This window comes from Rosenbergiella australiborealis (assembly GCF_018494035.1).
GTDB classification, from domain to species: Bacteria; Pseudomonadota; Gammaproteobacteria; order Enterobacterales; family Enterobacteriaceae; genus Rosenbergiella; species Rosenbergiella australiborealis.
Window position 1 is genome coordinate 1 of sequence record NZ_JABBFO010000021.1, and the last position, 19,423, is coordinate 19,423.

General features: G+C 43.1%; 21 protein-coding genes. 6 read left to right on the forward strand and 15 right to left on the reverse strand.

Translation table 11 applies throughout. The annotated features are described in order from the left end of the window. Positions 1 to 98: 98 nt before the first annotated feature. A complete protein-coding gene (ybaL, locus tag HGT73_RS14105) occupies positions 99 to 1,790 on the reverse strand; it encodes a YbaL family putative K(+) efflux transporter (RefSeq protein ID WP_214215895.1) in 1,692 nt (563 codons plus the stop codon). 129 nt (positions 1,791 to 1,919) lie between these two features. Continuing rightward, positions 1,920 to 2,354 carry a PACE efflux transporter gene (locus HGT73_RS14110; protein WP_214215896.1) on the reverse strand — a complete coding sequence of 145 codons (435 nt, stop codon included), beginning with the start codon at positions 2,352 to 2,354 and terminating at the stop codon, positions 1,920 to 1,922. An 89-nt stretch (positions 2,355 to 2,443) separates the two neighbouring features. On the opposite strand from HGT73_RS14110, the gene HGT73_RS14115 reads away from it, so the two are divergent. Next, a complete protein-coding gene (locus tag HGT73_RS14115) occupies positions 2,444 to 3,310 on the forward strand; it encodes a LysR family transcriptional regulator (RefSeq protein WP_214215897.1) in 867 nt (288 codons plus the stop codon). On the opposite strand, the gene ybaK is transcribed toward HGT73_RS14115, so the two are convergent. The 3 genes from ybaK to HGT73_RS14130 are packed head-to-tail and all read right to left on the reverse strand — an operon-like array spanning position 3,307 to position 4,800. Further along, positions 3,307 to 3,786, reverse strand: a complete 480-nt coding sequence (ybaK, locus tag HGT73_RS14120; RefSeq protein WP_214215898.1) for a Cys-tRNA(Pro)/Cys-tRNA(Cys) deacylase YbaK — start codon at positions 3,784 to 3,786, stop codon at positions 3,307 to 3,309. The genes HGT73_RS14115 and ybaK overlap by 4 nt on opposite strands. Next, positions 3,783 to 4,604, reverse strand: coding sequence for a TraB/GumN family protein (locus HGT73_RS14125; RefSeq protein ID WP_214215899.1), 822 nt, complete (start codon positions 4,602 to 4,604; stop codon positions 3,783 to 3,785). Before HGT73_RS14125 ends, ybaK begins: the two co-directional genes overlap by 4 nt. Beyond that, complete coding sequence (locus tag HGT73_RS14130; RefSeq protein WP_214215900.1) at positions 4,597 to 4,800, reverse strand: cation transporter; 204 nt, start codon at positions 4,798 to 4,800, stop codon at positions 4,597 to 4,599. The genes HGT73_RS14125 and HGT73_RS14130 overlap by 8 nt, the downstream gene beginning before the upstream one ends. Positions 4,801 to 4,893: 93 nt before the next feature. Between HGT73_RS14130 and cueR the strand changes: the two genes are divergently transcribed. Then, positions 4,894 to 5,301: a Cu(I)-responsive transcriptional regulator gene (gene cueR, locus HGT73_RS14135; RefSeq protein ID WP_214215901.1), complete on the forward strand. Its 408-nt coding sequence runs from the start codon at positions 4,894 to 4,896 to the stop codon at positions 5,299 to 5,301. A gap of 6 nt (positions 5,302 to 5,307) precedes the next feature. On the opposite strand, the gene HGT73_RS14140 is transcribed toward cueR, so the two are convergent. The 6 genes from HGT73_RS14140 to ppiB all read right to left on the reverse strand — a co-directional run bounded on the left by HGT73_RS14140 (position 5,308) and on the right by ppiB (position 10,015). Beyond that, a complete protein-coding gene (locus HGT73_RS14140) occupies positions 5,308 to 6,165 on the reverse strand; it encodes a co-chaperone YbbN (protein WP_338111627.1) in 858 nt (285 codons plus the stop codon). Positions 6,166 to 6,243: 78 nt separating this feature from the next. Further along, positions 6,244 to 7,026, reverse strand: a complete 783-nt coding sequence (locus HGT73_RS14145; protein WP_214215903.1) for an SDR family oxidoreductase — start codon at positions 7,024 to 7,026, stop codon at positions 6,244 to 6,246. Positions 7,027 to 7,123: 97 nt separating this feature from the next. Continuing rightward, positions 7,124 to 8,188, reverse strand: a complete 1,065-nt coding sequence (purK, locus tag HGT73_RS14150) for a 5-(carboxyamino)imidazole ribonucleotide synthase (protein ID WP_214215904.1) — start codon at positions 8,186 to 8,188, stop codon at positions 7,124 to 7,126. Next, the gene (gene purE, locus HGT73_RS14155) at positions 8,185 to 8,694 is read right to left on the reverse strand and encodes a 5-(carboxyamino)imidazole ribonucleotide mutase (protein ID WP_214215905.1); all 510 of its coding nucleotides are present in this window, start codon (positions 8,692 to 8,694) and stop codon (positions 8,185 to 8,187) included. Before purE ends, purK begins: the two co-directional genes overlap by 4 nt. Positions 8,695 to 8,804: 110 nt before the next feature. After that, a complete protein-coding gene (locus HGT73_RS14160) occupies positions 8,805 to 9,521 on the reverse strand; it encodes a UDP-2,3-diacylglucosamine diphosphatase (protein ID WP_214215906.1) in 717 nt (238 codons plus the stop codon). Then, the gene (gene ppiB / locus HGT73_RS14165) at positions 9,521 to 10,015 is read right to left on the reverse strand and encodes a peptidylprolyl isomerase B (RefSeq protein ID WP_214215907.1); all 495 of its coding nucleotides are present in this window, start codon (positions 10,013 to 10,015) and stop codon (positions 9,521 to 9,523) included. Before ppiB ends, HGT73_RS14160 begins: the two co-directional genes overlap by 1 nt. 207 nt (positions 10,016 to 10,222) lie before the next feature. Between ppiB and cysS the strand changes: the two genes are divergently transcribed. The 3 genes from cysS (at position 10,223) to nhaA (ending at position 15,219) form a co-directional block, all read left to right on the forward strand. Then, positions 10,223 to 11,602 (forward strand): cysteine--tRNA ligase, encoded by a 1,380-nt coding sequence (cysS, locus tag HGT73_RS14170; protein WP_214215908.1) that lies wholly within the window; start codon positions 10,223 to 10,225, stop codon positions 11,600 to 11,602. A 293-nt stretch (positions 11,603 to 11,895) separates the two neighbouring features. After that, complete coding sequence (locus HGT73_RS14175; RefSeq protein ID WP_214215909.1) at positions 11,896 to 13,626, forward strand: phosphoethanolamine transferase CptA; 1,731 nt, start codon at positions 11,896 to 11,898, stop codon at positions 13,624 to 13,626. Positions 13,627 to 14,073: 447 nt separating this feature from the next. Next, the gene (gene nhaA / locus HGT73_RS14180; RefSeq protein WP_214215910.1) at positions 14,074 to 15,219 is read left to right on the forward strand and encodes a Na+/H+ antiporter NhaA; all 1,146 of its coding nucleotides are present in this window, start codon (positions 14,074 to 14,076) and stop codon (positions 15,217 to 15,219) included. 106 nt (positions 15,220 to 15,325) lie between these two features. On the opposite strand, the gene HGT73_RS14185 is transcribed toward nhaA, so the two are convergent. Both HGT73_RS14185 and HGT73_RS14190 read right to left on the reverse strand, forming a co-directional pair. Continuing rightward, a complete protein-coding gene (locus tag HGT73_RS14185) occupies positions 15,326 to 15,610 on the reverse strand; it encodes a hypothetical protein (protein WP_214215911.1) in 285 nt (94 codons plus the stop codon). 455 nt (positions 15,611 to 16,065) lie between these two features. Next, the gene (locus tag HGT73_RS14190; protein WP_214215912.1) at positions 16,066 to 16,308 is read right to left on the reverse strand and encodes a hypothetical protein; all 243 of its coding nucleotides are present in this window, start codon (positions 16,306 to 16,308) and stop codon (positions 16,066 to 16,068) included. A 514-nt stretch (positions 16,309 to 16,822) separates the two neighbouring features. Here HGT73_RS14190 and HGT73_RS14195 point away from each other — a divergent pair. Further along, a complete protein-coding gene (locus tag HGT73_RS14195; protein WP_241623160.1) occupies positions 16,823 to 17,155 on the forward strand; it encodes a GlpM family protein in 333 nt (110 codons plus the stop codon). A 280-nt stretch (positions 17,156 to 17,435) separates the two neighbouring features. Here HGT73_RS14195 and HGT73_RS14200 read toward each other — a convergent pair whose 3' ends face one another. After that, a complete protein-coding gene (locus HGT73_RS14200) occupies positions 17,436 to 17,768 on the reverse strand; it encodes a lysozyme inhibitor LprI family protein (protein WP_214215914.1) in 333 nt (110 codons plus the stop codon). A 776-nt stretch (positions 17,769 to 18,544) separates the two neighbouring features. Next, complete coding sequence (locus tag HGT73_RS14205; protein ID WP_338111626.1) at positions 18,545 to 19,288, reverse strand: MFS transporter; 744 nt, start codon at positions 19,286 to 19,288, stop codon at positions 18,545 to 18,547. Positions 19,289 to 19,423: the final 135 nt, after the last annotated feature.

Sequence of the window (19,423 nt, forward strand, 5' to 3'; positions counted from 1 at the left end):
TGGTAAAGGAGAGACCCCGGAAGTATCCAAAAGCACAGGGAAAAAGCCAGTCAGTTGCTTAACTGACTGGCATTACCCACATAGGTGGGGCATTTTTTTTAAGGAAGAGGACAGAAAACCGTATTCTCGCTTGATTGTGTCTGCTGAACCGCTTGACGCAAACCATGAGCAATTTCCCGCTCTCCCATCACCACATGATCACACCCATGTTCTTTCAGATAGGCCACTTCCTCATCATGGTGAGCGCGAGCAAAGATTTTCAAGTCGGGTCTTTTTTCACGCGCGGCAGAGGCGATTTCACCCGATTCATAGCCGTTAGGAATAGTAAGCAATAGCCATTGCGCGCAGTCGATACGCATTAGCTGCATCACTTCCGGTTTAGCGGCATTTCCATAGATAGCCAATATTCCTTTCTCCCGCAGTTCATCGATACGGCTACGGCTATTTTCGACGACAACTACGGTGATCCCTTCGTCAGTGAGCTGCTCGTACAAGAGTCGACCTACTCGGCCATAGCCGACAATTAAGGCATGATGGCAGATGGTCAGAGGCACTTGCGGTAATTCACAGACTAATTCAGCTTCTTCAACCTCAGGTATATCGAGTTTTTGTCGCTTTATCCAGCGCTCGGCTAAGGTAAACAGGATGGGGTTGAGCATAATCGATAAGATGGCTGCTGCAAGTACGAGGTTTTGACCCTCTTTACTAAAAAGTTGTAAAGACATACCGAGGCCAGCAAGGATAAATGAGAACTCGCCGATCTGCGCTAAACTGACCGCAATCGTCAGTGCGGTTCGAGTAGAATGACCTAACAATTTGACCAGTAACCAAGCGGCAATCGATTTTCCAAAAAGAATAATGATCAATGCGCCGATAATAGCGAAAGGACGCTCTATTAAAATATGGGGATCAAATAACATTCCTACCGATACGAAAAATAGCACGGCAAAGGCATCTCGTAGCGGTAGCGTATCATGGGCTGCGCGGTGGCTAAGTTCTGATTCGTTTAAAACCATACCGGCAAAGAAGGCGCCAAGCGCAAAGGAAACATCAAAGAGTTCTACTGCGCCAAAGGCGATGCCGAGTGCGAGAGCAAGCACTGAAAGGGTAAAAAGTTCTCTTGAACCCGTTGCGGCACTGCGCGATAAGATCCACGGGATAACACGGCGACCGACAATCATCATCAGTAGCATAAAGGCGATGACTTTGCCGATAGTCAGTAACAGGTCCCAGGCTAAAACACCAAAACTCATGTCTCCTTTTTCGAGTACGCCAGCCATTGCAGGAAGGAGCACAAGAGCGAGGACCATGACTAAATCTTCAACGATTAACCACCCAATGGCAATGCGACCCCGTTGACTGTCTAGTAATTGTCGCTCTTCCAAAGCCCGTAGCAGTACAACGGTGCTGGCGGTCGATAGGCAGAGTCCAAAAACTAACCCACTCATCAGTGACCATCCAAGCAAGCTGGAGAGGCCAATACCCAGCAAGGTGGCAACGATAATTTGGGCAACCGCGCCAGGAATCGCTATTGATTTTACCGACATGAGATCTTTGAGCGAAAAGTGTAAGCCGACGCCAAACATCAACAAGATCACCCCTAGCTCAGCTAATTCGGGGGCAAGATTAGTATCAGCGACAAATCCTGGCGTAAAAGGGCCCGCCAGTACCCCCGCTAATAGGTATCCAACTAAAGGAGAGATTCTTAACCGGTTTGCCAGCATACCAAATAGAAAAGCAAGCACCAATCCGCCTACAAGTGTGGTAATTAAGGGGGTTGTTGAATGCATCGGCCTCTCCATTTCAAGAAAAATAATGTTATACCTTAGCAAAAAAATGCACACTTTAGGGAAGTGCATGAGTAAGTATAAGTAAAGGTTACAAATTATTACGCTAAATCGTGTTTAGGGATCAGTAAGTTATCGGTAATGAATCGTTTTTGATTTTAAATAGCGAGTGACCACTGTATCCCAAGCCCAGTTAAAAACATAAGTATAGGGCAAGTAGAAAAATAGTAATCCGATATCCATCGCAAAAGCCTGTGTTAAGGGGATATGCATAGTCCAAGCTGTGAACGGTAGCGCGAGCAATAAAAGCCCCCCTTCAAAGCCGATAGCTTGTAACAAACGTACAAAAAAACGACGTGGCAGTCGCGGTGGAAAGACTCGATCAAAGAAAGCATTGAACAGCATGTTCCACACCATTGCCAGTAATGCGACCCCTAACACGGTAGTACCGATGTGCCCAATTGGATGGTCTAGCAAAAGTGCTGCACCGGGGATAGTGATGCCTAATGCGGTGATTTCATAGATGCTCGCATGTAATACTCGCTCTCTCAGGGATTTTTTATTCATTACGCCTCCGTATCTTATTAACGCTATATCTTTTAGATTAGGAGACTTTAGTGCAAACTAAGTGGTATCGTAAAAATCGATAGGTAAATATGTTTTATTCCCCAGAATCGCTTGACGCTTTTGTACAGTCTGTGACCAGTGGCTCTTTCTCAGGCGCAGCACGAGCGCTTGGTAAAAGCCAATCAACTGTCAGTGTTGCAGTTTCAAGCCTTGAAGATCATCTTGGTTTTGCTCTGTTTGAACGAACCTCACGGCAATTAATTTTAACGGAAGAGGGGAGACGTGTATTGGCGGAAGCTCGTGATATTCTAGCCGCCAATCGACGTCTTGATGATGTCGCCTTACGTCTATCTCAAGGCATCGAACCCCGCGTAACACTTGCGATTTCTGATCACTGGCCAGCGAGTCACCATGATCGATTACTTCATCAATTTGTACAAAAATATCCCGATGTCGAGTTCGAGTGTTTGATTGCTGAAGATGAAGATATTCTCGAGTTACTGAAAACCGGTCGTGCGCAGGTCGGCGTGACCACGCAGCAATCCTATAAGCAGGGTGAGCTGATTAGCCGCCAACTAGCTATCTCCAGTCAGACAGGTATTTATTTAGCTAAAAATCATCCACTAAGCCTACGTACAACGTTGACCTTTGATGATTTGAAAGCGATTCGCCAGTTACAACTTAATACATGGAGTCGAGCGGGTATACAGCGTAGTGAGGGGAAAGTCTGGTCGTCTTCATCCTATCTTCTTTTATTAGATATGGCACAACAAGGCTTTGGGTGGGCGAAAATTCCTTGCTGGATGGTTGATCATTTTGGTGATGGCAGTTTAACACGCTTGCCCTTAGCAGGTTGGCCGGAAAAAAAGAACTTAGAAATTATATGGTCGGCACGTCATGCATTAGGCCCCGCATGCTTATGGATGATCGAGGCGCTAACAGTGGCTAATGATTAATCAATACGTGCAATCGCGACAAATTGCGCCTTGAGTAACGTCGCCAAGGCCTGAGGAGAAAGACTAATATCGAGCCCACGCTTCCCGCCAGAAATGTAGATGTCGGGTAAGGATTCCGCACTAAGGTCAATTAACGTTATTAATCGTTTTTTTTGACCAATAGGGCTTATTCCCCCTACTTTATAGCCGGTGACACGTTCAGCAATCAATGGATTTGCCATCTCTACTTTTTTACACTTTAGGGCTTTCGCCACTTTTTTTAAATCTAATTGGCTCGCTACGGGAGTGACGGCGACAGCTAATTGTTTATTGTCACCATTAATTGCGACTAGCAAAGTTTTAAAAACGGTAGCGGCAGTAAGCCCTAATTTTTCGACGGCCTCCTCGCCAAAGTGAATTTCGTCAGCATCATGCTCATAACTATGTTGTTGAAAGGCTATTTTTGCTTTCTCAAGCTCTAAGATTGCAGGGGTCATAAATATTCCCGATGAGAGGTATCGCTTAAAAGATCAATTAGGCTACTGGGACCCGTTAAATGAAGTGCTCCTACAGCAACTAAATATTTTCCGCGGGGTAACGACAGTAATTGCTTAGCCCATTGTTGGTTACGTTCAATAATAAACGTCTGTTGTAAGTCATGACCAAAACTTAATGATAAGTTAGGGAGTGGGTCTTGCGGAGTTTGGCTTTTAGATAACCACCAATCAATCATCTTTTGGAGCTGACGAGCATTACTTCGCCAATGCGTGAGGCTATCAATCAGCAAACTGAGCCCATTATCGGGAAGGGTTGTTAATAGCTCAAGTTGCTGTTGCGGGCTTTCAAGTGCGATAACAGACTGGTTTGTGCGATGCGCGAGCGTCAGTAATTGATGGTCGATACCAAACTCAGGATGTAATCCCAACAAGTAGGCTTGTTTCTGCTGCAAGGTTAGGCCAATTTGCCATGCAGGATATTGGGCAAGGGTACTATGAGGGAGATGACACTCTTGGCAAATTGTCATAAAGCGCTGCCATTGTTCGGCGGTTAGTTGTTCCTGCACAGTAGAGGATTGTTCATTAAGCTCGGGAGTGTAGTCTAGCGGGTGGGTAATATCCGCTTCTACCACCAATCCGTCGCATTCTGCCAAAGTCTTTATTAGTCCGCTTGAAAGGGGGCTCATTGCGGGAACCCCCATATGGATACTGCCGACCAAAACGAATTGCCTTTCCCCTGTCGGACAGGTAAGGGAAGACCATTGATTTTTCGGCGTTAGCCATCGCCGAAACTGTTTCAGCCAACTATACTTAGTCATCGATATGGGCTTGATAACCTTCATCGTTGATCACATCAATTAAAATATCGGGTGAAGCCGTTGTGACAACCGTAGCATGATCCAAAGTGACTTGGGCTGAGGTAACGTCAGAGCGTTGTTCAAGTATTTTTTTGACTTGAGCTATACAATGATTACAAGATAGGCCACTAAGAGTGAATTGTAATGTTCTAGACATAGTCGCTCCTAATTCAGAGGGTGTAGAATTGTAGTGTAGACCTTCCCCTTAGGGTGAGGTCAAGCCTTGTGCAAAAATCATAGGAGTAAAAAGATGAATATTAGCCAAGCCGCACAGCTAACTGGGCTTACGAGTAAAGCCATACGTTTTTATGAGAATAGGGGACTCTTCACACCGCCGCCGAGAACTCTCAATGGCTATCGCGATTATCATACTCAGCATATCGAGGAGCTGACACTCATTAAACAAGCCAAAGCAGCAGGTTTTTCATTAGAGGAGTGCCGCGAGCTGGTTGGCCTCTACCACAATCCTCAACGTCGTAGTGCTGATATCAAAGCAAAAACGTTAGAAAAAATTGATCAATTGACCCAGCAGCTTGAGGAAATTACTCAGATGCGTGAACGGTTAATTCAGCTTGCGGCACATTGCCCCGGTGATGAAGGTGCAGAATGTCCGATTATTTCTGGATGGACAAAGGGCTGCCACACAGGCAACCCCTGATGATAATTAGTAGAGGAGAGAGTAAAGTTGTCGACGATATTTTGCCGCCAGAGCATCACCAGTTCCTAGTGCTGCAAGAATCTCTTGAAAGGTTTTTCTGATCTGACCCTCTCCACAGCTAAGATCTTTGCGAAGCAAGTTAAATAAAAGTGCTAATGCTTCTTCATGGCGCCCGACTTGTTGCAACTGAATAGCAAGACTATTTGCTACCGCAGTATTCTGTGGATCTGCCTCCAATTCAGTTTGTAATTGCTGAATTTCTGGTGAATCGGCGGCCTGTTTTAACAAGTCTATTTGAGCGAGTAGTCCTTGATATCGACTATCTTGGTCTTGCAATGGCACATGATTTAACACATCTTGCGCCTCTTCGACACGATGTAAATCGAGTAAGGTTTTGGCATAGATAAAGCCAATTTCGCTATTTTGTTCACTAATTTGCCAAGCATCCCGTAACAGCGGCAATGCGTCTAAAAGTTTATTTTCTGCTAAGAGTGCATTAGCTTGTTGTACCTTAAGATCCTCTTCACGAGGAAGGACTTTAGCTAAAAGTTCGCGAATCGCAGCTTCAGGTTGCGGGCCTTGAAAACCATCGACTGGCTGACCATTTTGAAAAAGGTAGACGGTGGGAATAGCACGCAGTCCAAACTGGCTAGCAATATGTTGCTGTTGGTCACAATCGAGTCGGGCTAAAATAAATTGTCCCGCATATTCATTAGCGAGCTTATTTAATACTGGACTTAACTCTACGCAGTGTTGACTGCGCTCAGACCAAAAGTAGAACACCACAGGTAATTGAGTGGATTGTTCTAAAACCTGTTGGAGATTACTTTCGTCAATATCAATAATTGAAGCCTGGGCTGGTATCATGGTTTTCCTCATTGATTAATTCTGCGCTTAATGCTGAACATGGGGATGATTTTGTTCAGCTTCAAGGTAAATGACTCACTTCTTTGTACGATTATTAAGAATAGAATCCATTAAACAGGTTGGAAGCAGGCGCTTTGCGATAGCCATAGCATGGCTTACTAAGGTAACAGGGTAACGACGTCGCGCAGAACGACTCTCAAGCGCATGATGTATTTTCGGGAGTAACGCCTGTGGGGGAAGCGCAAATCGTGCGGCAATTCCTGGATTTTCAACGGGATTATCATGGTCAGCTTGCTGAACATTCTGTGAGAAGTCTGTCGTAATCGGTCCAGGCTCAAGCAGACTGACCTGAATGAGCTCGTTTGCAACTTCCATTCTTAGGGTATCTGTCCATGCCTCTAGCGCATATTTACTCGCGGCATAAGCACCACGTCCGGGGGTGGCAATAAATCCCATCACAGAACTTGTGTTAATAATTCGGGCTGGACCATATGCACGCAGCAGTGGCAGTAACCCCATGGTCAATTGATGAACACCAAAAAAATTCGTCGAAAATTGACGTTCTAATTGTTGACGAGTAATCGTCGTCAAGGGGCCATATTGACCGAATCCTGCATTATTAAAGAGGCCAAAGAGTCTCCCTTCAGTGAGCGTCGTCACGGTGTTGATGGCATGCTCAATCGAATCAGGGTCATCCATATCCAGTTGGATAGCGGTCAGGCCGTATTCATTTAAACGTGTTAGGTCCTCAGGTTTTCGGCATCCTGCTAATACCCGGTAACCGCGCTGGTGAAGATCGAGCGCGCTGATAAGACCTATGCCACTTGAGCAGCCAGTAATAAGGATATTTTTTTGCACAGAATTCTAAGGCTCAATTAGGGGAAGAAAGGCGTACGCTAGCATAGAGAGAGGGAAAAGTGCTAGCGTTGCTGGGGGAGCTTCCCCCAGCTTGGCATTAGTATTGCGATTTTGCCCACTCAACAGCTGCTGCATACTCAGCGGGGAGTCGTGCTGTTAATCGCGTTAACGTCTCGTCTAATCGCGCAGGATCGGCAGAGCAGAGGTTTATGTGTCCCACTTTGCGTCCGACACGGACTTCTTTATCGTACCAGTGAAGATGGACCAGCGCCTCTGACAACCAACGGTAGTCAAGTTTACAGCCAATTAGGTTAATCATTACCGAGGTCGATTCTACGACAGGAGACGGCATGGGTAATCCACAGATAGCACGTAGGTGCAATGCAAATTGACTGATTGAGGCACCATTTTGTGTCCAATGTCCACTGTTGTGAACGCGAGGTGCTAATTCATTGATTAAGAGTCCATCGTCGGTAACGAAGCATTCCATTGCCATCACACCGACATATTCTAACTTATTGAGAATAGCGGTCAGCATGGTTTGTGCTTGTTGCTGATGCTCGTTATCTTTTTGAGGATGGGCGACACTAGCATAAAGAATGCCCTGTTGGTGAAGGTTATGAGTGACAGGATAAAAGACAATGTCACCCGCAGCATTCCTTGCACCGACTAATGATAACTCGCTTTTAAAAGCGATTGCTTTTTCGACAATACATTCGTTATAGCAATCATTCGGAAGTTCTGCGATCGTTTGTGCCGTAAGGCGCCATTGTCCGCGACCGTCATAGCCACCCGTTCTGCGTTTCACGATGGCTAGCTCACCAAAATCAGCGAAAATTGCCGGCCATTGGTCGGCTGACTCGAGTGGTTGCCAAGGTGCAGTCGCTAAGCCTAGCTGATCGAGTAGCTGCTTTTGCGGTAGGCGGTCAGCTAAGCGGGGAAAAATATCGCGATTAATAAAGGCATCATGCTTTGCTAATTCACGGGTTAATGCCGTTTGCGGCCAGCGCTCGATTTCAGCAGTAATAATACTCTGTTTAATAGGAAGTTCCGCGGGATCGGCATCAAGACCGACAGGATAAACAGAAATACCCAGTGGTTCTCCTGCTTGGCGTAGCATTCGACCTAATTGACCATTACCGAGTACACAGACTGACTTCATACGTCCTCCCGTGGATCGGGATGTTGCAGTACAGCGTCGGTTTGCTGTTGTCGCCATTGCGCTAAGCGAGAGGCGATGACCTCATCATGTAACGCAAGAATTTGTGCGGCGAGTAACGCGGCATTTGCCGCACCTGCTTTGCCGATCGCAAGAGTTCCAACCGGAATTCCCTTGGGCATTTGAACAATTGAATAGAGGCTATCAACGCCGCTTAATGCAGCACTTTGCACTGGTACGCCAAGGACTGGAACTATCGTTTTCGCCGCTAACATTCCCGGAAGGTGAGCAGCGCCGCCTGCTCCCGCAATAATAATCTCGATACCTTGTTGTTGAGCATTCTCAGCAAAACTAAACAGCTTATCGGGGGTACGATGGGCTGAAACGACTTCAACATGGTGTTCAATACCAAGCTCGATTAATACTTCTGCAGCAGACTGCATAGTAGCCCAGTCACTTTTTGATCCCATTACAATCGCTACTTTAGCGGGGGTAGGACTTAACGACATGAACTCAACTCCTCGATCCTAAAAACCTACACAAGGTCGTATTTACGCGCGATAATTAGGACGCAAGAATAACATGTCAGGTCGGAGAGGAAAACGGTTGCGTTGTATTATTACCAAGGAAAATCACTGAGGATTAAGCCTTTTTCGCTCCATTCAATCATCCATCCTTCTTGATGCCAAGCCCCTAGAACGGCGCGTTGAGCTTGTAAGGATACCGCCTTAACCGAATGTATTGCTGGCTGGTGGGTATGACCATGTACAAGAAAGGTCGCGTTATGGCGCTCAAATACCTCAATGACTGCTTGCGGGTTAACATCCATAACCGCCATTGCTTTATGTTGATGAGCCGATTGGCTGCGCTGGCGCATTTTACGGGCAATATTGAGACGCACGGAGAGAGGAAGACGCAAAAATAGCCATTGTATCCACGGTGTATGAACTTTTTTACGAAATTTTAGGTAGTCGACATCGTCGGTACACAGAGTATCGCCATGCATAATGACTAAACGTTGACCAAACCGCTCAAGGACATACTCTTCAGGTAGGATCTGCATATTGGCTTGGCGCGCAAATTTCTTACCAACTAAAAAGTCGCGATTTCCATGAATAAAATAGACCGGGATTGAGAGCGCGGCAATTGCTTGTGCAATTTGTCGATGAAGTGGCGAAGGATCATCATCGCCAATCCAGGCTTCAAATAAATCCCCTAAAATATAGAGTTCGCTGCAGGTTTGTGCTTGGTGGGCAAGAAAGCGTAGAAAACCGGCAGTAATTGCCGGTTCTTCCTGACACAGATGGAGATCTGCGATAAACAGGATGCGTGACATTACTCGGTCACGATTGTCTTTTGAATGACAACATCTTCCTTTGGCACATCTTGGTGCATCCCACTACGACCGGTAGCAACCGCTTTGATTTTTTCAACGACATCCATACCTTCGACGACTTCTGCAAACACGCAATATCCCCACCCTTGCACGCTTTCATCGCGGAAGTTGAGAAAGTCATTGTCGGCAACGTTGATAAAAAATTGTGCAGTCGCTGAGTGCGGCGCTGAAGTACGTGCCATTGCTAAGGTACCGCGTGTATTTTTCAGACCATTACTTGCTTCGTTACGAATTTCTGCTTTGGTACTTTTTTGCTGCATACCAGGTTCAAATCCACCACCTTGAATCATAAAGCCGTTGATGACACGGTGGAAAATAGTATTGTCGTAAAAACCTTCACGGCAGTAGCTGAGAAAATTTTTCACGGTTTCTGGTGCTTGCTCATCAAAAGTGTTGATAACGATATCGCCAAAATTCGTTTGGAAGGTGACCATAATGATTTCCTGTCAGGGTTAAAATAACGGGTAACTAATTTTTTCCAGCGGATTTTACCGTTGGAAGTTCTATTTTATAACATAAATTGATGCATTACGTCAGTATTGTCCAAGTCGTGGTGGCAGGACTTGCATTCATTCGCCTGAGGATGAAAAATACGGCACAATACGCAAAAATGTCGCGACACATCAATACGGAAAAGTTACATGCTGAAAATTTTTAACACGTTAAGTCGACAAAAAGAGACTTTCACGCCGATTCATGCCGGTAAAGTTGGAATGTATGTCTGTGGCATTACGGTTTATGATCTTTGCCATATTGGGCATGGTCGTACTTTTGTGGCGTTTGATGTCATTTCTCGCTATTTACGGTATAGCGGCTATCAGCTCAATTATGTACGTAATATTACCGATGTTGATGACAAAATCATTAAACGTGCCAATGAAAATAATGAATCTATTGAGCAACTGACCGATCGAATGATTGCTGAAATGCATCAGGATTTTGCAGCACTCAATATTCTCCCTCCTGACAGTGAGCCCCGAGCGACTCAGCATATTAGCGAAATCATTGCATTAACTGAAAAACTCCTTGCGCGTGGTCATGCATATGTCGCCGATAATGGCGATGTCATGTTTGATGTGATGACTGATAAAGAGTATGGATTACTCTCTCGTCAAGATTTAGACCAGTTACAAGCAGGGGCTCGCGTTGAAGTCGCGGAAGTGAAAAAAAATCCCATGGATTTCGTGTTATGGAAAATGGCTAAACCTAATGAGCCAGGTTGGGATTCACCTTGGGGAGTAGGGCGCCCAGGTTGGCACATTGAGTGCTCGGCAATGAATTGCCAACAGTTGGGTACACACTTTGATATTCATGGCGGGGGATCAGATTTAATGTTCCCACACCATGAGAATGAAATAGCACAATCGACCTGTGCTCACGATGGCCCTTATGTTAACTATTGGATGCACTCAGGCATGGTAATGGTTGATCGTGAAAAAATGTCTAAATCGCTAGGCAATTTTTTCACTGTTCGCGATGTGCTACGTCATTTCGATGCAGAGACGGTGCGTTATTTCTTGATGTCCGGACATTACCGTAGCCAGTTAAACTATGGACATGAAAATCTGGAGCAAGCTCGTGCAAGTTTAGAACGTCTCTATACGGCATTGCGTGGTACTGATCCTCATGCAACACCCATGGCAGATGCACGCTATGAACAGCGTTTTCGTGAGGCAATGGATGATGATTTTAATACTCCAGAAGCCTATTCAGTATTGTTTGACCTTGCACGAGAAATAAATCGTCTGAAAACTGAAGATGAACAACTTGCGAATTTGGCTGCGGCGAAATTAAGAGAATTAGCTGCGGTGCTCGGCCTTTTACAGCAATCCCCAGAAGTCTTTTTGCAACAAGGAGCGAAAGACGAAGAGGTTGCAGAAATTGAAGCACTGATTGAGATGCGAAAAAATGCTCGACAATCAAAAGATTGGGTGCAGGCAGATATTGCACGCGATAGGCTTAATGCATTGGGTGTTGTTCTTGAAGATAATGCTCAAGGCACGACTTGGCGTCGTAAATAATACCGAACGCTACCTAAAATACTGATTTTGGGTGGCGATTGAGATCGCCCATCAATAAAGTCGTCGCTAACTTAGGGACGGCTGGGTGTCATTTTTCTTATTCGAGCTGGTGATTGCGAGATGTTTTCACCCGATTATTTATTCTCGTCAATATGAAGCCCCGAAGATAATGATATTTTTTGATCGAGATAGCGTGATATTTCGATCCTCTATTTATTATTTTCTTATTCTAACAATTATAGGTGTTGGCACACCGAGCAATTTCGCTAAAACTGCCTATTACAGGACACTCAATGGAAACATACAAGTCTGCATCGCCCAAGTTCAGTTGGAAAGCTCTGGGAATTGCACTCATCTTTTTTTGGTATTTCTCCACATTTCTACAAGTCGTCATTGTCGCAAGTGGCTACAGTGGAACAAATGGATTACGGGATTCACTCTTATTTAGTTCTTTATGGCTGATTCCTATTCTTCTTCTACCACGATTAACTAAAGTGCTTGCTGCATTAATTGGCATTGTTTTATGGGCAGCCTCGGTATCAGCATTAGGTTATTATGTTATTTATGGGCAAGAGTTTTCGCAAAGTGTTCTCTTTGTCATGTTTGAAACGAACGCGAATGAAGCAAGCGAATATTTAAGCCAATATTTTAGTCTTAAGATGATTGCTGTCGTGGTAGTTTATACCCTTATCGCGCTATTTTTATGGACGCGCTTACGACCTGTATATTTACCCAAAATGTGGCGTTGGATTGTCAGTATCGGTTTACTTTATGGCTTAATTTTAAATCCTATCGTAGTGAACACTGGAATTAATCACCAGCCGATTGAAAGTTCGCTTAATAGTTTAGCGTCACGTTTAGAACCTGCTGCACCTTGGCAGTTCGTCACTGGGTACTATCAATATCGCCAACAGCTTACAGAAATGGATAAGTTGTTAAGTAAAAATAATCAGTTACCCCCCCTAGCAAACCTAAAAGATAGCTCAGGAAACGCCCCAAGAACATTAGTGTTAGTAATAGGTGAATCGACGCAACGCGGTCGGATGAGCCTTTATGGTTACCCGCGTGAAACAACTCCAGGATTAGATGAACTGCATAAAACCGACCCACGGTTGACGGTATTTAATAACGTTGTGACTTCACGACCTTATACTATCGAAATATTACAGCAGGCTTTAACCTTTGCTGATGAGCAAAATCCTGATTTATATCTGACCCAACCATCGTTAATGAATATGATGAAGCAAGCAGGATATAAAACGTTCTGGATAACTAACCAGCAAACAATGACTGAACGTAATACAATGCTGACAGTATTTTCTAAACAAACTGACCAGCAGTATTATATGAATCAACAGCGGACACAAAGTGCGCGTGAATACGATACAAATGTATTAGGGCCATTCCAAAAAGTGCTGAATGACCCTGCGCCGAAGAAGTTTATTATTGTTCACCTGCTGGGGACGCATATTAAATATAAGTTCCGTTATCCTGAAAATGAAGGTGTTTTCGATGGTAACACTCAGCACCTGCCGGCAGGGTTGACGGCGGATCAAGTTGCAACATATAACGACTATGACAGTGCACAACACTTTAACGATAAAGTTGTCACACAAATCATTAAAGATTATCGCGCGACCGATCCGAATGGTTTCTTACTGTATTTCTCTGATCATGGTGAAGAGGTTTACGATACACCACCACATCAAACGCAAGGTCGAAATGAAGAGACGCCTACTAGACACATGTACACTATTCCTTTCTTAGTATGGACATCGTCATCATGGCAAGCGACTCATCCTCGTGATTTCTCAGTGGATGTCAACCGCAAGTATAGTAGTTCGCAGCTTATTCACACATGGTCTGACTTAGCTGGACTCACCTATCAAGGTTATGACGCGACACGCTCTATCACGAGTCCTGAGTTCGTCCAAGCTACGCGCTGGATTGGCAACCCTTATAAAAAGAATGGGTTAAAAGATTACGATGCACTTCCTTATGGTGACCAAGTCGGTAACCAATAAAAAATATCCCCCCGTTTGGGGGGATATTAATGCCCCCTTCAAACAGACTTCAAACTCTATAATGACTCACCCGGTCTATACTGATGCTTAAGAACGCCTCACTTCTAAACTTATGAGGTAAGGCATTATTCAATACCCTAGCTGTGGAATGAATACGGTTAAAGCGTTATAGGTCTCTAAGAAAGTCTATGTATCAATAGGTCTGCAATCGATAGGGAACAGGTAGTCTTCTGCAATAAGCGACGATTGCAGCTACGCAGACGATATATTACCTTAGTGGTTTGTGGTGGGCTATACATGACGACCTGAGCGAAGGTTGTACAAGGGATCAAAAGATGAATGTCGTAAGGTTTATGCTGTTATGTCGTCCAAGAAGCATCGTGTATGGCTATTCTTTATTATACACTAGTAAGCTAAGCAGTATGCATTTACACCTAGGACGGTTATATGACATTGAATAAAATTTTACACTCACCTGTTGCTGCAGGGATATTACTCATTCTCACCTCGCTGGCGGCAATTATTGTCTGTAATACCGATGGCGAACGCTTTTATACATCATTTATTCATGCATCAGTATCGGGAATGAGCATAGAAAAATTAGTCAATGATGTGCTAATGAGTTTATTCTTTTTGTTAGTCGGATTAGAGATTAAACGTGAGTTTTTGACCGGCCAACTCGCACAATGGTCACAACGTATTTTACCTGGAGCCGCAGCAATTGGCGGCATGATTGTCCCTGCTGCCATTTACCTACTGATCAACCGCCATCACCCGCAAACCTTTTCCGGATGGGCTATTCCCTCGGCGACGGACATTGCTTTCTCTCTTGGGATCCTTTCTTTACTGGGTAATAAAGTACCGACTTCATTAAAGGTCTTCTTAGCCGCCCTCGCGATTATTGACGATTTGGGTGCAGTGGTCATCATTGCGCTATTTTATACTGCCCAGATTGATGTGGTTATGCTAGGTGGGGCGATGCTTACGGTCATTGGGCTCATATTGCTTAACCGACGGGGAGTGATAGCGTTACCTATCTATATCTTTTTGGGGTTATTACTGTGGTATTTCATTGAGCGATCTGGGATCCATGCGACAGTTGCCGGTGTTTTATTAGCATTATGTATTCCACATTCAGGGCAAAAATTGGGACAGCCTTCGCCGTTACTAAAATTGGAACATCGACTTGCCCCTTGGGTCAGTTTTCTGATCATCCCTATTTTTGGTTTCGTGAATGCCGGTGTGAGTTTTATACATACTACCTCTGACCAACTGATCAGTGCGTTACCTCTTGGCATTATGCTTGGCTTATTTGTCGGTAAGCAACTTGGCATAAGCCTAACAGCCTTTATTTTAATTATTTTTGGATGGGCGCAATTACCCAAAGGCGCGACATATTGTCAATTTTATGGCGTGGCAACATTGTGCGGTATTGGTTTTACTATGAGCTTATTTATTGGTAGTTTAGCATTTGCTAGCCATCCAGTTTTGCTCGATGAAGTAAAAATAGGCGTACTGGGCGGTTCGTTTTTATCGGCGATATTTGGCGTGATATTATTACTCTTTGCTGGTCGTCACCAAAGTTCCCAATAAAGGGTATTCAGTTATCACTCATAAAGTAGAGAGATAATCATAGTTTTTTGCTATTCGGCATCAGCGGAAACGGGTCACTCGCTAGTAACATCGGGTGCCTCATGAACTAATTATCTTTCTTAAACCACAATCCACAGGACCGGCAGAGTAAAACGACATCGTCACTGGACGAAATGTTAGTGACTATTGCCGGTTTTAATGAATAGATACCTAAAAAGTGTTCAATATGCTCAAGGAACGATTCAGCAATAGGAAAAATCGCTCTTACAAACCCTGTAGAAAGCTTGCCACACGCAGAGTAAGTAAAATCCGACGTTTGAAATAGCACGTTCAATCCGCTTGCCGCACAGGCTGTTACTCTTTTACTGTTACAAATTCGACATTTTTGCATTGTGAGCACCTCTACCGATAACCATAGTCCAATCAAAAATTATTACCAGATTTAATGTATAGAAATTTAAGCGTTATCTTCGTGTATTGATGGTGGGCAGATTTAGTACTTTTAGAAATGCGAAGTTCGGTAACTCAGCACGCTAAGATTTGGATTGATATGACGACATCGATCGATACAGGGAAGGTGAGTGGTCTATTTTTTATTTACAATTTTCTGAGGACGGTTTGTGTTTTGCTCTATAGCGGTCAGCGTTTTTATGCAGAGATTGTTTAAAATAGCGCGAGCGTAACAAAGGGGGGCGTTCAGTCCAGCTAACTAAAGAGTTATTCAAATAACGGCTAATGGATGAATTTCTGAACCTAGCCTGCACAATAAAACCATCTTTCAGATAAACGTCCTAGTAATGCAAATCACCTATACCGCACACTTCGCTATAGGTGATTACATTCGGCTTATCCTTTTTGATGCGGAGGAATACAGCCCTCTTTTGGAGGAGGAAGCGGTTTACTGTCTTTCCCCATCGGGGGCTTATTCCCTTTAGGCGGTGGTAAGGGTTTTCCATTTACATCTTTTGGCGGAGCAGGGGGTTTTTTACAGGTGATAGAATGGGGGGTGACGGTTTTGTCATCAGCATGGGCAATTGAAAAGCCAAATACTGTCGTCAGCGCCATGGCGCTCGCTATTTTCTTTAACATGAGAATTCCTTTTTTTTTATAAGACAATACGATGCTAGCATTCGTCAGCGTAAGAGATTGACTGCAGTTAGCAATTGTTGGTTAAATTCTCATGTCAATTGATGTCAGTCTTAACACCCTTTATGGGATTTTTATTTTTAAAAACTTATGATAATTAAATAAATTTTTATTTTTCTTGCTTCCCCCTCGCTGAAGTAAAACCTTACGGGACTCTTACCTTAGCTTGATAAGCGAGTAGGCGATCCATGAGAAACGAATGGTTAATGACCTTTTATGGCTGTAGGGTAAGGGTACCGGCAGCAGCGCTCGCAATTAAATACTCAACATACATCACCGATTACCATCCGAGTTTTTTCTTGCTAACGTTATTATTCGTTTTTGATCAAACAGGGCTGAGTTATCCAAGGGATTTTTAATCTACTCATTACTCATAGATTACTCACTAGCTGGTTGACACCGTCATTTGTTTTAAGCGATAGTTCGGCTTATTCCTATTGTTATGAGACTTAGCAAAATGCTTCCCAAGGCTTTGATTGGCGCGTTGGTTGTTGTATTGATTGGTGTGCTCTCTAAATCTCGACATTATTATATAGCTGGACTAATTCCTCTATTTCCTACCTTTGCGCTTATCGCCCATTACATCGTGGGAAGCGAACGCTCTATAGAGGCGCTGAAAACAACGATTATCTTCGGTCTGTGGGCTGTAATCCCTTACCTTGTGTACCTTATATCGCTCTATTTTTTGCTCAATGTCCTCAAGTTACCCTTTGCGCTGATTGCAGCTGTAGGGTGTTGGATGATAGCCGCGTGGGTATTAATCCAATTATGGAATCGCTGGCATCTATAGGTGAAAAGGGCTTAACTTATTTTCCTTACTTTTCCAGCCGAACAATGCCATATTTAGAATCACTAGCAGCTGTCTTCTGTAATAACTCCCAGTACATAATAGAGTGCTTTTATCTGATTGATAGGGATATCCCAGTTATTTTGGTGATTCTTTGTTACTCAATATTCAGCCATTAAATATCAATGCTTGTTCGGTGAAATAGCTATTTTTAGCTGACAGTTTGACTGTGCGGTGTTTGAGTTCAGAATGAGACATAATTTTAATTATCATAAATATACTTTTAGTTAAACTTGAAATTATTATAATAATCTATTCTTGATGTATAATTCTTAATCATACACATATCATAGATGCTAGCGTAAAACCTTGTTTCTTTTTGATAAACATCAGCTTCTGTAAGGCATTCTGCATCAATCCAGGATTCCCATTTTTTCTTTGATAAAGAGAGATCATTATTAAGATCATTGAAGTTTATTACGAATTTTTTTTCGTTTTTTATTTTTATTAAAAGGTTTTTAAAACTTTCTTCATATTGTTTATTCAATATGGATGACTCTTCAGACAAACATACGTAAATATCATTAGTCATCGGTTTAGAGGCACATTTATCCATAATAATCCCTACTTGATCTGCTTGGCATTCAATCATAAGGGAAAAATTAATTATTAGGCATAAATAAAAAATACGTATCATAGTTACTTTTACCTGCCACTAATGAGATTTTTTTGCTTGCTCAATATGAATACCAGCATAACTTAGGTCATTGATTATTGCTTGACTAGTTCTATTGCCCATATCATAACCACGTCCAATGGTTACACCAGATTTTGATTGTGCTGATGAACATTGCTTAGCTGAGTCAGGCCAGTGTATAACGCGAGAATAATCATGGCTTCCCTTTATATTGTTACCTTAGGCTCTAAAGGTTAATTTTCCTTCTGTCGGTTCAAGCATAAATAAATTTCCTTAAAATTTATCTAAAGTTAGTTTTAACTTAAAATTACACTAATGAAATTAAAATGTATTGAGTTAAAACAATTTTTTAAAATGAGTTTTCTTAAAATTCCTTAATATATAGTATTCAAAAAGGCTGTATCAGCTAAATAACAATTTTCCATATTAATTACCTGAACTAAAATAGTTAATTATCCAATTTTTCTCTATTGGGAATATATATTCCGCTACTATCGGAAGTTTTATATAGTTTTACCTTGGGCTTAGTAGCTTTTACTTGCTGTGCTATAAACTTGGTAAATTGGTTACCTATATTGAGGTGTTCATTATAAAAAATTAGAATAGGCGGTACCTATTTTTCAGATAAAGCCATTTAAATGAACTTATAAGGAGCGATCTGCCAGTTAAGCAGATCATTTCCCTTAAAATTTTTACTACGAATCCTGCAAACGTGTCAGCATGTTAACTCGGTAAGCGTACATAATCGTGCAAAGCAAAAGACTTAGTAATGCTGTACAAATAAAGACACCTGCTCCCGTTAGCGCCAATGCTACACCTCCGATCAATGGTCCGATAGCGATACCTAGATTAGATAGCATTGAGGCTCCAAGGTAAGCCCCGCGATGTTCAGGCGGGGCTAAATGGTCAAGCAAAATGTTCAGGTTCGGCATCAAAATTGCTTCTCCCACGCTGAATACACTGGTTGCTGTCAACCATAACCCAATATCCGATGAGCGGATCAGAAAAAATCCGATCTGCGACAAAGCGAAAATAATACTCCCTAAAATAATACGTCTGGGGAGAGTTACCGGTGCTAAAAATTTCATAATAAAAGTCTGAAACAGCAACACGGTAAAGGCATTAGTGACTAGTATCAGAGTCACCAGCTTAATAGCAGCATTGCTATCCAGTAGAAGTAAGTATTGGGGGAGTACAGCTTCGTAATGAATAAAAACAATAGAACACAATATGCTGCACAGAAGGGCAGTAATGTAGGTCTTATCTCTCGCAATGATAGCGATGACTTTATGCATTTTTATCGCTGGGGTACTGCTAACCTGCTCTGTAATCTGTAGTTTACCCGCGGGGATAAAAAGTAGTACGTAGAAAAAGAAAGGAAAATAAGACAGCCCTGTTATTAGAAAGGTATCTTTTTGAGAGGTCAAACCAAAAAACATTCCTATTAGCGGGTAATCCCCCCATTTTTAACGGAGGCGATAAGTAGAATCAGTTAACACGTTGAATATGCTGCATTGGTGTGAAGCCATTCAGTGCCATATTCGGACGCTCGTGATTATAAAACCATTGCCAGC

Coding starts and splice junctions, on each gene's coding strand:
- nhaA (WP_214215910.1), top strand. CDS start 14,074: ATGACATTGAATAAAATTTTACACTCACCTGTTGCTGCAGGGATATTA.
- HGT73_RS14115 (WP_214215897.1), top strand. CDS start 2,444: ATGTTTTATTCCCCAGAATCGCTTGACGCTTTTGTACAGTCTGTGACC.
- purK (WP_214215904.1), bottom strand. CDS start 8,188: ATGAAGTCAGTCTGTGTACTCGGTAATGGTCAATTAGGTCGAATGCTA.
- HGT73_RS14110 (WP_214215896.1), bottom strand. CDS start 2,354: ATGAATAAAAAATCCCTGAGAGAGCGAGTATTACATGCGAGCATCTAT.
- HGT73_RS14185 (WP_214215911.1), bottom strand. CDS start 15,610: ATGCAAAAATGTCGAATTTGTAACAGTAAAAGAGTAACAGCCTGTGCG.
- HGT73_RS14160 (WP_214215906.1), bottom strand. CDS start 9,521: ATGTCACGCATCCTGTTTATCGCAGATCTCCATCTGTGTCAGGAAGAA.
- HGT73_RS14175 (WP_214215909.1), top strand. CDS start 11,896: ATGGAAACATACAAGTCTGCATCGCCCAAGTTCAGTTGGAAAGCTCTG.
- cueR (WP_214215901.1), top strand. CDS start 4,894: ATGAATATTAGCCAAGCCGCACAGCTAACTGGGCTTACGAGTAAAGCC.
- HGT73_RS14125 (WP_214215899.1), bottom strand. CDS start 4,604: ATGACTAAGTATAGTTGGCTGAAACAGTTTCGGCGATGGCTAACGCCG.
- HGT73_RS14195 (WP_241623160.1), top strand. CDS start 16,823: ATGCTTCCCAAGGCTTTGATTGGCGCGTTGGTTGTTGTATTGATTGGT.
- ybaK (WP_214215898.1), bottom strand. CDS start 3,786: ATGACCCCTGCAATCTTAGAGCTTGAGAAAGCAAAAATAGCCTTTCAA.
- HGT73_RS14130 (WP_214215900.1), bottom strand. CDS start 4,800: ATGTCTAGAACATTACAATTCACTCTTAGTGGCCTATCTTGTAATCAT.
- purE (WP_214215905.1), bottom strand. CDS start 8,694: ATGTCGTTAAGTCCTACCCCCGCTAAAGTAGCGATTGTAATGGGATCA.
- ybaL (WP_214215895.1), bottom strand. CDS start 1,790: ATGCATTCAACAACCCCCTTAATTACCACACTTGTAGGCGGATTGGTG.
- HGT73_RS14200 (WP_214215914.1), bottom strand. CDS start 17,768: ATGGATAAATGTGCCTCTAAACCGATGACTAATGATATTTACGTATGT.
- ppiB (WP_214215907.1), bottom strand. CDS start 10,015: ATGGTCACCTTCCAAACGAATTTTGGCGATATCGTTATCAACACTTTT.
- cysS (WP_214215908.1), top strand. CDS start 10,223: ATGCTGAAAATTTTTAACACGTTAAGTCGACAAAAAGAGACTTTCACG.
- HGT73_RS14190 (WP_214215912.1), bottom strand. CDS start 16,308: ATGTTAAAGAAAATAGCGAGCGCCATGGCGCTGACGACAGTATTTGGC.
- HGT73_RS14205 (WP_338111626.1), bottom strand. CDS start 19,288: ATGTTTTTTGGTTTGACCTCTCAAAAAGATACCTTTCTAATAACAGGG.